Here is an 11,490-nt window from a genome sequence, read left to right on the forward strand (position 1 = left end):
TTTTGATTTCCGCTGCATTTAGTTTAATTCTCAAGATAGTGCATCATTTTTTCGACTGATTCATGTTTACGCTTTTCGATGAGGCGTAAATAGTATTTGCTAGTAATTTCAATAGAGGAATGCCCTAAATGATCCTTAACATCTTGTAAAGCTAGTCCACTTTCTAAAAGCATTGGAGAGCGTGCCAAAAAGGATATAAGCGAGAAAATTATCAATTCTGTTTTAGGGATAATTTTTTTCGGCAACATTTTAGCCTGTTTCAAATATGGGATAGATTTGTTTGTAGTTAAAGATACACAAAATGTTGGAAAAAATGTACTTATGCATTGTGGAGTCTATGCGTGTGTGTCGGTCAAACTACATTGTAAAGAGTCAAAGCGTAATGATATAATATTTTAATAATTGATTTATAAAGGAGTCATAGCGAGTGGTGGAAAAAGGGAAGAGTACTGATGGGTTAATGAGACATATTAGAAATACTCATGGAGTAGATATTAATGGCAGTACTGAGAAGCAGGCTCTTTTAAATATGGGATATTATCATGGTTACAAAGCGAGTAGGTATATAAAAAAGAGCACTAATTTACAAAATTATGACAATTTTCAGGAAGTAAAAGCTATTTATGATTTTGATATAGAAGTAAAAACAATATTCTATCCATTGCTAGTACGAATTGAAACATCATTAAAAAATCGTTTAATTGATTATTTGGTAAAGGATAATGATTCAGATTTGGAAAGTATTTACCAAAATAAATTAAATGATTATGAGGCCAAACCTGTAGGAAATAAAGATTATAAAAAATATTTAAATAAAAAACTGGAGTTGAGGAACAAGATAGACAGTACTATTGCGTACAACTATTCTAAAGGACATCCATGTATTCAGCATTTTTTTCATAGCAGTAAGCCACTTCCTTTGTGGGCATACTTTGAAGTAACAACTATGGGGGAATTTGGAAATTTTATCTCTTGTATGGATGTTTCATATAGAATTGAATTTACTCAAAATATGAATATGCATCATACTGGTTTTAATCAAAATGGTAGAATGTTAGAAAATATTATTTTCTGTTTAACAGGTATTAGAAATGCAACAATGCATAATTCTATGATTTTTGATTGCAGATTTAATAACAGTAATTTTTCTTCTCAACTTATAAGTTATTTAGAAAATACTACAGGGATAAAAAACATTGATTTTGAAAGCATAGTAGACTTTTTAATACTGCTTATATTTTTAATGAAAAAGCAGCATACGACAAAAACGGAACTGACCCGCGTAGTATCACAGTTTGATAAAAAAAGAGAGCTACTATATTCATCTATTCCGATGAAAGCATATAGTGAGATATTAGGAACAGATGCTAGGAAGAAAATAAATGGGTTAAAAGAGTATATTTCAAACGGCTAGAAGAATTTTTTACTTTACTCTATAAATAGCTCATGGTACCATTAATATACCAAATAGCGGTGTATTACTTCGGTTTGCACCTAAAAAAGTCGGATGCGTCCGGCTTTTTTTCTTTGTTTTTATCATACTGAATGTTTGGAGTTTATTGAAATACGCCTCACAGTTAAGTGAAATTGAATAAGAATTGTTGATTTTTAAAGCCATGATAAATCCGGTTAAACTCTACATTTAAATCCACACATTCCCGCCAATATAAACGCTACATCCGACGAACGCTATTGCAGAGAAGATCTGTCGAGGGGGACGTCGGATTTTTTTATTTTCCTTCCTCAATTAATCGTTCGTGTTTACGGTAAAAGGACTAAAAACAGAGAGAAACGTCAACGTTTTTTTTCGTTTGGATGAGGAAAGATACGTTGTCGTGTTTGGGAACAGTTCTTAAGAAAAAGAAGCAAAACTTAATGTTTGAAACAGTTAATTCAGGAAATGTTCATGTTTTTTTGCTTTTACTATCTATCCGTGATATAGTAACTGAGTAATACTTTGATATGTGACTAGTTGTTTATCTAGCTTTTCTAAGATACTTTTTTTTACACGTCATTCTTTATTACAAATAAACACACTTGATGTGTAATTGGAGGTACTTTATTATGAATAAAGGTACAGTAAAATGGTTTAACGCAGACAAAGGTTTTGGTTTTATTACAGGTGAAGATGGCAATGACGTATTTGCTCATTTCTCAGCTATCCAAGGCGACGGATTCAAAACTTTGGACGAAGGCCAAGCAGTTTCTTATGATGTAGAAGAAGGCCAACGCGGCTTACAAGCTACAAACATCACAAAAGACTAATTTGTTTAATCGACAGATAACGAAGAAGATCGGAAACGGTCTTCTTTTTTTCTATAATTATTTGAAGGAGGATATTCACATATGGCAAGCACCTATGGATTCAAATCTCCACAACCCTCATCGTTAGGGGAACGCTTCTCGATCGGTCAAGAAGTATTTTTCGAATATAACCAGGAAACGCAACTAGGGATTGTAAAGAACAAGCTGAACAATTCTGCGATCGTAAAAATAATTAAAAGTGAAACAGAAGATTTAATTGATTTCACAACGGTCATTAGTTACGGTGATCTCGTCGAACCTATTATGTAAATAAACACCGGCCTTCGCAAACGTGAAGGCCGGTGTTTTTCTATTCAAAAAACTCAAAGACGCCTATCGTGCCATCTGCGCGAAAAAGGATGCGGTAATTTTTATAGGACAAGCCTTCTTCATACATTCTTGCGTAGACTCTGACAGCATGCTCGAAGGCTCTTTTCGTGATCCCTAAGTAATCGGCGCATTCCCAGACCGCCGAAAAATGTTCCTTATGGCAGTCAATAATATCCTGTGGCGTGACGACCAATGTGGCACCGACGTCGCGGGCCTTCTGCTCTTGCTTTCGTTTTTCATTCGTATCTTGACTGGTGATATCACCAACACTCGTCAAATAGTGGGCAATTTCTTCTGCGACTGTCTCTGTCAATTCTTCAGACGACTGTCGCGGGTTCAAATAAACCTGATCATCAATGCATAGGCCCTTCAATCCGTCTGGCATAGCAGGCTCAAAAGTATAATCGATCCCTTGAAAGTCAGCCATCAATTTCTCTGCTTTATCCATCTCATCAATCCTTCTTTGCATGCTTCAGCTTAATAAAATCAATGTAATTTAAGATATCTTCCATTTGTTCTTCTGTGACCTCGTCATCGATATGCGCAGCAACGGTCAGTTGTTTGGAAGAAAAGGCCGTATTTTTTTCGCGGCCATGCAAATAATCCAAAGAAACATGAAAAAAATCGGCGAGCTTATTTTGTGTCTCAATATCGGGTGTTCGTTTTCCCTGTTCATAGGAGGCGTAGGTGGTTTTGGCGATCCCGAGCTCTTTTGCCATGTCCATCTGGGTGAGTCGCGGTGTTCTTTTTCTCAAGGCTTTCAACTGTTGAGCAAACATAGGTGGTCACTCCCTTCTAAAACAGCATACCATAACTACGCCTATTTTTCGTATAAAAAGAGACGAAATGTGGACAAAAGAATTTACAGTGTACGCGAAATGTATTACCATTGACTTATAAAAAAGAAATTCAACCTACTTTTAAAAAAAGGTAGGTGTTCACTCATTCAGAAGATGCCTATCTTCTAAGTGTATTTGAGTTATTTTAAGGAGGGCTAGCGATGGAAAAATGGAAGAAAGACTATTTGAAAGGAATCTTGCAGGACTACCCGAACATGCAGGATTATTATTTAGAGCGAAGGGGAAAGCTGCTATTACATCCCACTGAAGCAACAAAGGTGGAAAATACTGACCCAGAAAGCAAGGATCTGTTGATCTCCATTTCATTGGATCGGCAGTTGATCAATCTCGAACGAAACCAAAAGATCATTTCTTATTGTTTGGAACAAGCCACCGGTGAGACGATAGCGATCATTGAGGGTCTGTACATGTCAAAGCAGCCAAAAAGAAATTTGGACCGTATGGCGGAGGATGTTTTTCTAAGTAAACGGCAGGTGATTCGTTTGCGAGACCAATTTTTTGAAGTGTTAGCCGAGCATTTAGGAATCTAATGTCTTTTTTTTGGCAACAAAACGAACATAAGTTCGCGTATACTAAAGATAGATCTAAGAGAAAGGAAGGGTTCTTATGAGAGAGGGAACACGTGAGCGTTGTCAAAAGAGGGAATCTGGGAGCCGCCGATGCGCGGGGCTTCAGTTCGGAAAGTGGGTGAAGCAGCATGGATGCACTTCTTTCTTCATTGCTTGAGAATCCAGAGAGCATCGGTTTCCCGATCCTTTTTGTTGGGTTATTGGTGTGGGTAATGAAACAAAACAACGAACGAGAAGACCGTTACCTGAACACCATTGACGAGCTGACCGGTTCATTGAAGCAGATCGAGAGGCTAGAGCGGACGATTCGACAAATTTGTGAAACAATGGAACGAATAAACTAGCAAAAAAACCCAGAAGCTTTGAAGCGACCGCCAAAGATTTCCTTTTTGGCGGTCGCTTCCTGTGATTCAGACTTCTGGGCGTATTAAGATTGTTTTTCTGCTTTTATAATCAACATCATTGGTCGGCGCATTTCGTCCTTCATACCAGGAACTGCCATCATCGTTTCAGGCGGCATAGGTTCAACGATTCGTTGGATCTGGAATCCATTCGTCAACAAGCTGTCTAGATAGGTCGTCATTGTTCGGTGGTATTTCGTCACATCACTGCCGAGAAAATGGGCGGTGCGCTGTCCTTCGTAAAAATAATTGTCTACTGGGAAATGCGCGATCTGTCCCTTTTCGTCGTAGGTCCAATCCTGTGACCCTTCCGCAGTAAAGATCGGATGCTCCACGGAAAAGACAAGCTGACCCTCTGGAACCAACCAGGTGCCGATGTGTTTGGCTAGCGTTTCAAAGTCTTCGATATAATGGATCGCCAGTGAGCTGATCACGATGTCGAAGCTGTTTGGCTCGAAAACAACCGTATCAAAGCTGTCTTTTATAAAGGTGACCGTGGAAAAGGTGTTTTTCTCGCGGGCAACCGCCAGCATTTTTTCCGATAGATCGACGCCAACGACGGATGTGGCACCATGCTCTGCGGCATAAAAACAATGCCAGCCGTAACCGCAGCCGAGATCAAGGACGCGTTTTCCTTCAAAGTCCGGCAATAATCCTTTTAACGTTTGCCATTCGCCTGCACCATCCAAGCCCTGCTTACTGCGGGCCATTTGACTATAGCTGTCAAAAAATTCTTCGTTATCATAAATGTTTGTCATTATAAATTCCTCCATGTAATTGTATTTGTTTTAAACTACATGGAGTGCATCTCTTTTGTGTGCAATCATTTGTATATCCTCGCTTTCGTTAAATTTCGTTCATCCAATAGGTACGGTCGATCGGTTCAACAAAGATCTCGAACTCCGTGGACTCGCTTTCAATCATGTGCGTGACGCCATGAACCAATAAAAACTTATCGGGTTGTCTCAATTGCAAGGTGTCACCAACATGAGGAATCATAGAAAGGTCGATCGAACATTCTTCTTTTCGGGTGAGGATGTTTTTTAAGTTGGCTTTATACATATCCTTTCCTCCAATTACGCTATCTCAACGTACCTAGTTTAACATATAAACAGGTAATGAACAGGGGGGATTTTGTTTTCGGACAAATTCCAATTTCGGAGTAGGAAGGGATGTTGATAAGAGTTGGGAAATAAAAAAGCGTTCGTTTCCCAGCACGCAAAAAAAGACCGGCCTAGTAGGCAACGGTCCGCAAGTGAAAAAACAAATTCTATAAAGGATGGGTGTATACCCACAGTTAACTATAAATAGAAAAGGCTTTCTAGGCAACTTTTTTGCTCATAGAAAAAGCCGTCGCAGGGCAACGACGGCTGGAGTCCTGGGAAGGAACTCGGATAAACAAATGAACTACTGTTACCTTAACGGATAGCACAAAGAGATACAAGAAAAATGCTCAGAGCGGTGCAGATTATTCTTGAAAATTGAATAACATCCTTTTTTTAATTTTAGGCGTTAGAGGTGTGGAGAGAAACATACCGAAAATTTTCAAATTTGTAAAAAAATTGCCTTATCTACAAAAAAGAAATCGATTATTTATTTTAGTCCAAAAGACTGCTGCGAATAAGCTATCCGCTTTTCACGGCGATAACTTTTGTTATCAACGACAAAGTTTCTTTCGTTTCACAGATCGTCGCTTTTCCTTTATAATTTAAGAAAGGAGGCGGTTACAATGATCAGCCACTACAAGAATATATTGGTCGCGATCGACGGGTCGAATCACTCTGAACACGCGTTTGATGAAGCGGTGGAAGCGGCAAAACGCCACGGAGCCAAGTTGAGTGTTATTTCAATCATCAATGACAATGAACTCTCCACCAGCGCCTTTTCCTTTAGCAAAATCTACGCGGCAGAAAAAGAACAGGTTGAAAAAGAGCTGTTGAAAAAAGTGCACGACGCATCCCTTAAGGACCTTGAAAACGTGGAGCCTTTTGTCGAGTTGGGCAATCCGAAAGAAAAAATCGTTGAATTTGCGAAGGAAAATGAGAGTGACATGATTTACTTGGGTGCGACGGGAAAAGGGGAGATTCGTCTCTCGCGCATCGGCTCGACCGCAGCCTATGTCGTCAATCATGCCCCCTGTAGTGTAACCGTCATTCGGTAGAGAACCTATCTTTTATGAAAGAACGATCCAATACAAAAGTCAATAGAATATGAACAGCGGAGGAGTAGGTAGTATGATCAGCAGATATAAGAATATTATGGTTGCCGTGGATGGTTCCGACCAGTCGGAAGGCGCGTTTTTTGAAGCGATCGGTGCTGCGCGACGGAACGATGCGAGGCTGTATGTGGTTCAGGTCATTGATGATTCCAGTATTTTGATGAGCAGTGCGCAGCCGATGGATGATATTTTAGCAGAAGAGTCTCAGCAGGCCAAAAAGTACCTTGAAAAGCTGCAGGAGCGAGGCCGCTACCAAAATATGGAGATCGTGCAATATATTGGGAATCCGAAAAAGGCGTTAACAGAAGAATTGCCTAAGCAGTATGCGATCGACTTGATTTATGTCGGCGCTACGGGGAAGGGCCGTTTCCAACGGCTATTGGTAGGTTCCACCAGCGGGTATATCGTGAATCATGCCCCCTGCAATGTGATGGTCGTAAGATAACAACAGGTTTTGGCGAATGCGTCTTCGTCAAGACCTTTTTTTATGAACAAAAAAAGGCACCTACCGTGGATTCACAGCAGGTGCTTTTAATGCAATTTCGTGTCTTTCACTGAGATGTCACTCCTCATTCGTTTTAAGGAAATCATTTTACCGTTGCATCAGACGAGGCTAATGCGTTAGTTAAGTGATCATTTTTCCAAAACCACGAAAAATGAATCGGATCACCGTTGCATAGAGGTTGTTTCTACCAAACGGTTCTCTTAGTTCTTTTGCAATTCTTGTACCGCTTTTTCAATCGTTACACCCGTTGCTACATGGTTTTTGTCGTTCTTATCGAAAACGATAAAAAGGTTCAACTCTGTATCCAACGTGACACGGTATTGCACATTTTTGTTATCGAATGTCATAATCATTCTCCTTTCTTCTTGTCACGAAAGGCAACTATTACGCTGATAACGAAATTCCACCTATAAATATAACACGAATCGGGGCGAATTACTAACAAAAAGTTTGTAAACGCCATCAAAAAATTTAAACTTATTAAATCCTTAACTTTCATTTTAGAAAGCCTTCACAACATTTAAAATAACTTAATAATCATCTGATTTAAGGGGTTATCGTTGGTATATACCTTATTTATCCGTATAATTCCAAGTGGACTCTAATGATAGGTGATGACATGAAGAAAAGAAGAATAACTGTAGTGCTGATTCTGCTTGTAGTAATCAGCGGCGGTATTTATATTGCTAAAGGAAAGAATGATTGGACCGAGCTGATCGACCAAACAGAACAGGAAAAGAAGCTCGTTTTAGATGTGCCGTTAGAAAATCAATTTGACGGGGATGCCCTGGAAAATGGGTGTGAAGTGACGGCGTTATCCATGCTGCTGCGTTATTATGGCTTTGACACAACGAAAAATGAGCTGGCAGACGAACTGGATTATCAACCGCTGTACACAGAATCTGGCAATTACGGCGATCCTCATTTAGGATTTGTCGGAGACATTACTGGAGGCGATGAGGCGATGGGGGTCGCGGTCGAGCCAATCGCAAAATTAGCCAAGTCGGTCGTAGGGGATGACTACCGCGTCGTGAGCTCCAGCAAAACCTCCTTTGATAAGATTATTGACGTTGTTGGCAGCGGAAAACCGGTGTGGATCGTCGCAACGGTGGAGTTTCAAGTGCCGACCGATAACGACTTTATGCTTTGGGAGACCGATCAAGGCAGCATGTATGTGACGCCTTTGATTCACTCCGCAGTCATTACAGGCTTCGATCGAGAGAAGGAAGTCGTGTATGTGAACGATCCATACGGGTACCAAAACCGTGAAGTTCCATGGGACGACCTGAAAGAAATCTATGATCAAACCGACAAGCAATCCCTTTATCTGGAAAAAATCTAACGCGAAACCACTTCTTTTTCAGGGAAGTGGTTTTTGTCTTCTCTAGGAGAAAAATGCGTACAAAACAGTCACACCTTGCTATACTAGAAGAAAAGGGGGAAGGCATCATGAAAGAACGTTATGGCAACATTTTAGCAGCAGTAGACGGCTCTCCGCAAGCGCACCAGGCATTGATGGAGGCGGTCGAGGCCGCACGAAGAAACAATGCACGTTTGTACATCGCACGAGTCATCAATAACAGCGGCATCATGCTCAATAGTGCGACGCCTGTGTCCCAGATCCTTGAAGAAGAGAAGCAGTATGCCCTTAACGAATTGGAAGAAGAGGCGGCGAAGATTGATTACTACAACAAGCAGTTGATCACGTGTGTCGGCAGTCCTAAAAAAGCCCTATGCTTCGATTTACCTGAAACCTATCACATCGACCTGATTTATATAGGCGCCACGGGGAAAGGCGCGGTCGAACGAGTGCTGGTGGGATCAACCACAGACTATGTCATTAACAACGCGCCATGCAATGTGATGGTGGTGAAATAATAGGAAAAACCACAGCCAGCAAATTAATGCTGGCTTTTCCTTGACCTTGCCGTAACGTAAAGGTGTAGGATTGGTTTTGTCAGGAAGAAGTCATCACATTCACGAAGGGGAGAAGGGATCAAATGAGTTACACCATCAAACAAATCGCAGAACTTTCAGGCGTCAGTGCACGGACCTTGAGATTCTACGACGAACGAGGATTATTGAGGCCCGCCTTTCTAACCGAGGCTGGGTATCGGATGTATACGGACAAAGAAATTGATCGGCTGCAGCAGATTTTATTGTACCGATCCATGGGGATTCCTTTAAAAACAATCAAAGAATTGATCGACCGGCCTGACGAAAAAATCCAAGATACCTTGATTCAGCAAAGAGACGAACTGATCCGCAAACGCGGAGAATTGGATCGTCTGCTGCAGGTCCTTGAGGACACCTTGGGGTATTACAAGGGAGAGATTCGAATGACAAATAAAGAAAAATTTGACGCCTTCAAGCAGCAACGACTACTGGAAAATGAAGAGAATTACGGCACAGAGGTCCGCGAAAAATACGGAGAAGACGCCGTAGCTTACGCCAATCAAAAATGGCAGAACATGGGCGAGAAAGAGTACGGCGAGTTGACCGCGATTGAAGGAGAGCTGACGCAGAAATTGTCTGCTTTTTTAGAGGAACAGACACTGCCAAGCCCGCTGGCGAAGGAAGTGTTTGAGCTGCACAAATCTTGGCTGCAATTTAGCTGGAAGAAGTATTTTGGCGAAGCACACAAGGGAGTAGCCGAAATGTATCTTGCAGATGAACGGTTTACCCGTTATTACGATGGCAAAAGCGGTGTCGGCGCCGCGGAGGCATTGTATCAAATCATTCAGTATTACGCATAGCAAAAAAGGATTGTGCTTCGGCTCAATCCTTTTTTGCGTCCAACAGACGTAATGAGCGCTGTGCTTCCGCCAAGAATACCGTTTCTTGCAGCAGCACAGCCTTACTTTGGGGAAAAGCGGAAAAACAAATAAGCATTTTCCATGGAATCAACGCATCTTTTCGATGGGTATGTTTTAACGATAAAAGCCGCTGGTAATGGGTGTCAGTTGCTACCGAGGGATGATAAAAGGCCATGAACCCAAGAGCATCGATCAACTCTCTCAAGGGAAACGGCGACAGTTGCTCAGCAGAATCAAGCAGCATCGGGAAAATATCAGGCGACATCCGACCTAACGAACGAGCAATCAAATCCCGTGGCAAAGGATAGGATTTCTTCTTTGACGGGGCGGTTGGCGTTCGATGCTGGTTGTGACCGATGTTATTCAGCAACGGAATCATCTCCCGTGCAGTCGCTTCGCCGCCGCTCTCCAGCTTTGCGGTGATCGCTAATCGGGTATACAAAGCAGGCTCATGAATCAGCGCTCTTAATAAAATGTGTGTCGCGTCACAATCTAAAGGCAATAATCGTGCGGCAACCGTACGTTCGCAAGCATCTGCTGAGGCAAGCAACGCAATCAGGTCACTACGCGACAACCCCCGATACGGGGATAAATCGGCTTCTTCTATCCATCCTCGGCCTCTTCGTTGAAGATCTTCGTTCATATCAGCAACTCCTTTTAAAGAAGTATACCAGAAAAATACCGTCGATAATTTTGTGTTTTATTTCACAAAATGATTGATTTTAAGAATCGGATATGCTATTATCAAAAAAAAGAAGAGGTGATGGGAATGACAAAAGTAGTTGCGAATCCTATGGAATTAAGAGATGCTATTCGTTGTGAGAAACAATCGATTTCAATCACAGGCGGCTTCGCTAAAATGATGCAGCCGATAGTGAGCCAGAAAGAAGTGGATGTAAACAGATTGGATCTGCCGACATTCGTAAAATTGGCGCTCGATCCTAGAACACTGGAAACATTAGCGACCGCGTACCAAGTAGCTAAGAAAAACGATACAAAAAATGTTGAATTAGAATATGTAAAAGGCTAATTTTTTTACCTGTATTTGTGAAAAATATATCAAAGTGAAAAAAGTGTCTCTTAAGAAAGCAAAGACACCAGGGGGAAGCCCCCCCTTTAAAAATGGTGGAATATCGATAAAATAATAGCTTTAATAATTTTTTTTGACAGTATTTAAATAGAATGAATACTTTTTCGAAATAAAAATATTTAGTAACATTCAGAATAAATTTGAAAATGTTAAAAAAACAATTCATAAAATCGCCAAAAGAAGAAATAAATCTGTTAAAATGTGAATATGAGGAAGACCTCTCTCAATCTTTCTTAGCTAGTAGTATTTGACTAGCATCCCCTTTAAGCACCTTGACGTTCAAGGTGCTTTTTTCTTTTCTCTAAAAAATGAGCCGTTCTAAAAAAAGAAAGCGCTTCATAAACGCTGTACAAAAGGACCCTCCATTCGATACAATAGAAGAAAGGGGGACTTACCA

The 11,490-nt window shown here is 40.8% G+C and carries 17 protein-coding genes; 11 read left to right on the top strand and 6 right to left on the bottom strand.

All coding sequences use genetic code 11. From position 1 onward, the window contains the following. Positions 1-427 precede the first annotated feature (427 nt). From IGI66_RS18330 to IGI66_RS18340, 3 genes are all read left to right on the top strand, one after another. The gene (locus IGI66_RS18330; protein WP_438849876.1) at positions 428-1,414 is read left to right on the top strand and encodes an Abi family protein; all 987 of its coding nucleotides are present in this window, start codon (positions 428-430) and stop codon (positions 1,412-1,414) included. A gap of 650 nt (positions 1,415-2,064) precedes the next feature. Beyond that, entirely contained in the window at positions 2,065-2,265 is a 201-nt protein-coding gene (locus IGI66_RS18335) for a cold-shock protein (RefSeq protein ID WP_010778882.1), read from the top strand. An 81-nt stretch (positions 2,266-2,346) separates the two neighbouring features. Then, on the top strand, positions 2,347-2,574 hold the full coding sequence (locus IGI66_RS18340) for a hypothetical protein (protein ID WP_010778883.1): 228 nt from the start codon (positions 2,347-2,349) through the stop codon (positions 2,572-2,574). 40 nt (positions 2,575-2,614) lie between these two features. Here the strand turns inward: IGI66_RS18340 and IGI66_RS18345 are convergent, their stop codons facing one another. Both IGI66_RS18345 and IGI66_RS18350 read right to left on the bottom strand, forming a co-directional pair. Continuing rightward, positions 2,615-3,082, bottom strand: coding sequence for an ImmA/IrrE family metallo-endopeptidase (locus tag IGI66_RS18345; RefSeq protein WP_438849877.1), 468 nt, complete (start codon positions 3,080-3,082; stop codon positions 2,615-2,617). A 4-nt stretch (positions 3,083-3,086) separates the two neighbouring features. Then, positions 3,087-3,413 carry a helix-turn-helix domain-containing protein gene (locus tag IGI66_RS18350; RefSeq protein WP_010778885.1) on the bottom strand — a complete coding sequence of 109 codons (327 nt, stop codon included), beginning with the start codon at positions 3,411-3,413 and terminating at the stop codon, positions 3,087-3,089. Positions 3,414-3,634: 221 nt separating this feature from the next. Here IGI66_RS18350 and IGI66_RS18355 point away from each other — a divergent pair, with 221 nt between their 5' ends. Both IGI66_RS18355 and IGI66_RS18360 read left to right on the top strand, forming a co-directional pair. After that, positions 3,635-4,024, top strand: coding sequence for a transcriptional regulator (locus IGI66_RS18355; RefSeq protein WP_438849879.1), 390 nt, complete (start codon positions 3,635-3,637; stop codon positions 4,022-4,024). 167 nt (positions 4,025-4,191) lie between these two features. Further along, positions 4,192-4,407 (top strand): BhlA/UviB family holin-like peptide, encoded by a 216-nt coding sequence (locus IGI66_RS18360; RefSeq protein ID WP_086305281.1) that lies wholly within the window; start codon positions 4,192-4,194, stop codon positions 4,405-4,407. A gap of 83 nt (positions 4,408-4,490) precedes the next feature. On the opposite strand, the gene IGI66_RS18365 is transcribed toward IGI66_RS18360, so the two are convergent. Both IGI66_RS18365 and IGI66_RS18370 read right to left on the bottom strand, forming a co-directional pair. Beyond that, positions 4,491-5,225 (bottom strand): class I SAM-dependent methyltransferase, encoded by a 735-nt coding sequence (locus tag IGI66_RS18365; protein WP_438849897.1) that lies wholly within the window; start codon positions 5,223-5,225, stop codon positions 4,491-4,493. A gap of 85 nt (positions 5,226-5,310) precedes the next feature. Next, complete coding sequence (locus tag IGI66_RS18370) at positions 5,311-5,526, bottom strand: hypothetical protein (RefSeq protein ID WP_010778888.1); 216 nt, start codon at positions 5,524-5,526, stop codon at positions 5,311-5,313. 667 nt (positions 5,527-6,193) lie between these two features. Between IGI66_RS18370 and IGI66_RS18375 the strand changes: the two genes are divergently transcribed. After that, positions 6,194-6,625, top strand: coding sequence for a universal stress protein (locus tag IGI66_RS18375; protein WP_114525789.1), 432 nt, complete (start codon positions 6,194-6,196; stop codon positions 6,623-6,625). A gap of 73 nt (positions 6,626-6,698) precedes the next feature. Continuing rightward, complete coding sequence (locus IGI66_RS18380) at positions 6,699-7,127, top strand: universal stress protein (RefSeq protein ID WP_010778890.1); 429 nt, start codon at positions 6,699-6,701, stop codon at positions 7,125-7,127. 260 nt (positions 7,128-7,387) lie between these two features. Here the strand turns inward: IGI66_RS18380 and IGI66_RS18385 are convergent, their stop codons facing one another. Further along, complete coding sequence (locus tag IGI66_RS18385) at positions 7,388-7,534, bottom strand: hypothetical protein (RefSeq protein WP_010778891.1); 147 nt, start codon at positions 7,532-7,534, stop codon at positions 7,388-7,390. Positions 7,535-7,806: 272 nt separating this feature from the next. Here IGI66_RS18385 and IGI66_RS18390 point away from each other — a divergent pair, with 272 nt between their 5' ends. From IGI66_RS18390 to IGI66_RS18400, 3 genes are all read left to right on the top strand, one after another. After that, positions 7,807-8,529, top strand: a complete 723-nt coding sequence (locus IGI66_RS18390; RefSeq protein ID WP_044926907.1) for a C39 family peptidase — start codon at positions 7,807-7,809, stop codon at positions 8,527-8,529. Positions 8,530-8,582: 53 nt separating this feature from the next. Continuing rightward, a complete protein-coding gene (locus tag IGI66_RS18395) occupies positions 8,583-9,065 on the top strand; it encodes a universal stress protein (protein WP_288227140.1) in 483 nt (160 codons plus the stop codon). A 122-nt stretch (positions 9,066-9,187) separates the two neighbouring features. Next, the gene (locus IGI66_RS18400; RefSeq protein ID WP_438849882.1) at positions 9,188-9,943 is read left to right on the top strand and encodes a MerR family transcriptional regulator; all 756 of its coding nucleotides are present in this window, start codon (positions 9,188-9,190) and stop codon (positions 9,941-9,943) included. 22 nt (positions 9,944-9,965) lie between these two features. Here IGI66_RS18400 and IGI66_RS18405 read toward each other — a convergent pair whose 3' ends face one another. Further along, positions 9,966-10,646: a hypothetical protein gene (locus tag IGI66_RS18405; RefSeq protein WP_438849884.1), complete on the bottom strand. Its 681-nt coding sequence runs from the start codon at positions 10,644-10,646 to the stop codon at positions 9,966-9,968. Positions 10,647-10,772: 126 nt separating this feature from the next. Between IGI66_RS18405 and IGI66_RS18410 the strand changes: the two genes are divergently transcribed. Next, on the top strand, positions 10,773-11,033 hold the full coding sequence (locus IGI66_RS18410) for a hypothetical protein (RefSeq protein WP_010778896.1): 261 nt from the start codon (positions 10,773-10,775) through the stop codon (positions 11,031-11,033). The last annotated feature ends 457 nt before the right edge of the window (positions 11,034-11,490 follow it).

It is taken from the genome of Enterococcus sp. AZ048 (assembly GCF_051715125.1).
GTDB classification, from domain to species: domain Bacteria; phylum Bacillota; class Bacilli; order Lactobacillales; family Enterococcaceae; genus Enterococcus_A; species Enterococcus_A gilvus.